General features: G+C 41.6%; 1 protein-coding gene. It reads left to right on the forward strand.

Annotated elements, in window-relative coordinates:
- Positions 1 to 536: 536 nt before the first annotated feature.
- Complete coding sequence (locus JIG37_RS17675) at positions 537 to 2,687, forward strand: TonB-dependent receptor (protein ID WP_199529960.1); 2,151 nt, start codon at positions 537 to 539, stop codon at positions 2,685 to 2,687.
- The last annotated feature ends 466 nt before the right edge of the window (positions 2,688 to 3,153 follow it).

The raw sequence follows: 3,153 nt of genomic DNA on the forward strand, positions 1-3,153 counted from the left end.
AGATGTGTATAAGAGACAGACCTACATCTTGCTTCTGTGGTTTAGATAAGCATCGCGCGAAATAAATTTCACGCCTACGGGTATGCATTTCACTGAGACTGCGTGCAGGCTGATCTGACTTATAGCTTAAAGCTTACAGCTTACAGCTCTGTTGTTTTAATCTAACTTCTAACCACTGATATCTAATATCACCATTTTTTCGACGTTAAAACGCCTACACTCGTATCTCGCAAACTTTCCCCTTTACTTTTGCTAACTTTTCAATCTGATAGCTGAGGGCTGAAAGCTGATTGCTCCAAAGTTGGGTTTCGCTTCGCTCTAACCAACCTACGAGCTGACAGCTTCACTCATTAAGTTTTACTTAACACCAAACCAAAACCCAATATCGTAATACAATACTACTGTATTCCTTATAACCCCCTCAATTCATGGACTTACAGTTCAGACCTGTTTTATTACAAATAGGATTGATTCGCATTTTTTTACATGTTTTAATTGCGCCTGTTAAAAATATCTAAACATATACAGGACTCACAATGACACCTAAGTTTATTGTTTCTACGCTTTCGACTGCGGTCGCTTTATCTTTAAGCGCTAATGCTTTTGCAAAAGATGTAACTAAAGAAGAGAAAAACTTCGAGCAAATCACTGTAATTGGCTCTGCATCTGCAATTAACGATATTCCTGGCTCTGCTACTTTTATTGATGAGCAAGAACTAGAAAAGTTTGAATATACTGATATCTCACGTGTTTTAAGTGCTGTACCGGGTGTATATGTACAAGAAGAAGACGGCTATGGCCTTCGTCCTAACATCGGTATGCGTGGTACGGGTACAGGTCGTAACGACAAAATCTCAGTAATGGAAGATGGTGTACTTGTAGCACCAGCACCTTACTCAGCGCCTTCTGCTTACTACTTCCCTACTATGGGTCGTATGGAGTCTATCGAAGTACTCAAAGGTGCAGCGTCTGTTAAGTATGGCCCACGTACAACAGGCGGTGTTTTAAACTTAGTTTCTCGTAGCTTACCAACTGAAGGGTCTAAAGGTTTACTTAATGCTGAACTTGGTAGCGACGGTTTCTACAAAGGTCATGCTTACTTCGGTAAAAAGAAAAACAATGCTGCGGGCCTTGTAGAAGTATTCACTTACGGTGCTGATGGCTTTAAAGATTTACCAGTTGGTAGCGACAACACTGGCTTCGAAAAGAACGATTTCTTATTAAAGTTTGGTTTTGACTTTGGTGATAACGAAGCACACAGCCTAGAAATGAAGTTAAAGTACTCAGACGAACGCTCTGACGAAACTTACATGGGCTTAACTGACGCTGATTACCAAGAAAACCCTTACCGTCGTTATGCAGCATCGCAAAACGATGAAATGAACACACAACACAATGCATACCAAATCAACTATGCATATCGTTTTGGTAAAGGTTACGAGCTACTTGCTACAGCTTACCTAAACGACTTCCACCGTAACTGGTATAAAGCAAGCAAAGTAAGCAGCAGCTACCTTGAGCAATACAGCGAGTTTGAAGCAAACCCAACAAGCGAAGGTATTGAAGGTATTGGCGTAAAAGCGAATAACCGTGATTACCAAGCGAAAGGCTTACAAACTGAATTCCATATCCCTGCGGGCAACCACTACATCACAGTTGGTGCACGTTACCACGAAGATGAAATGGATCGTTTCCAATGGGAAGACAAGTACACGCTTAACCAAGACCTATCAATGACGCTTACAGAAAAAGGCGTTCCAGGTTCAAACAGCAACCGTTTAGATAGCGCTGAAGCAACTACCCTATTCATTCAAGATGAGTGGTCACTTGATGCATTAGTCATTAGTGCAGGTCTTCGCTACGAAGACATCACAATCAAACGTGTTGAATGGGCTAAGTCTGATCCAAGTCGTGAAAATGGCTTAACAAAAGATATCAGCAACGACACTGAGATCTTAGTACCATCACTAGGTGCCACTTACACAGTAAGCGACAACCTAACGCTTCTTGCTGGTATTCAAAAAGGTTACGCTCCAGCAGCCCCAGGTAATGCGGATCAAGAAGAAGAAGAGAGTGTTAATATTGAGCTAGGTGGTCGTTACGATTACGCTGGCATTCAAGGTGAAGTAATCTACTTTAACTCTGACTACACAAACATGCACGGTAACTGTACTGCAGCTGTAGGTTGTAGCGATGACAATATTGGCGATCAATACAACTACGGTGAAGTATCTGTGTCTGGTTTTGAGCTAAGCGCAGGTAAAGTATTTGCTACTAAAGCAGCTTCATTCCCTGTTCGCTTAACTTACACTTACACTGATTCTGAGTTCGACAATGCGTTTGAATCGGATCTTTGGGGTAGCGTAGAAAAAGGCGATGCAATGCCATACGTGCCTAAAAACCAATTAGCGCTTTCGATGGGTGCTGAGTTCTCAAGCTTCGTATTCGATACGCAAATGCGTTATGTGTCTGATGCACACGCAGACTTAACAGACTCAGGTCGCAATGCAATCGACAGCCGCGTTGTGTGGGATTTAGCAGCTAAATACCTAATCGACGACAAACAAAAAGTATACCTAACAGTAGATAACCTGTTTGACAAAACCTACGTTGCAAACCGTGCAAATGGCGGTATTCAACCAGGTAAACCACGTACCCTACAACTAGGTTACAGCTACTCGTTCTAATAAAACGACTTAGCGAAATATCAAAAGCCGTGTGATGAAAGTCCCACGGCTTTTTTGTGGGTGTTAGTTAGCAAGTTAGTAGCCGCGATTTTATATCGCATAACTCAATGGATATTCACAAAGAGCATAAGAGGCGCTGCGCTTTAGAGGAAAGTAACTAATAGTTTTATTGGGTTGCTCATTCACTTCTCCTTGTATTCCTTTGTGCAGAAAATTGAACCACAGAGTACACCGAGGCGCTTCGCGCTACATAGAGAAAACATAATTTAAAATAATAATCACAAAGAGGATAAGAGGCGCTGCGCTTTAGAGGAAAAACAACAAAATCTTATGGTCTTTCTCATTCTTTTCTCATTGTTTTCTCTTTGTGCAAAAAATTATTGAACCACAAAAAACAGTAAATTACGCGGGGTAAACGCGCTGCTACGAATTCGGCGTTAAAACGCCTCCTACAACTCCCATCTCG

This window comes from Pseudoalteromonas sp. bablab_jr010, assembly GCF_016464105.1.
GTDB classification, from domain to species: domain Bacteria; phylum Pseudomonadota; class Gammaproteobacteria; order Enterobacterales; family Alteromonadaceae; genus Pseudoalteromonas; species Pseudoalteromonas simplex.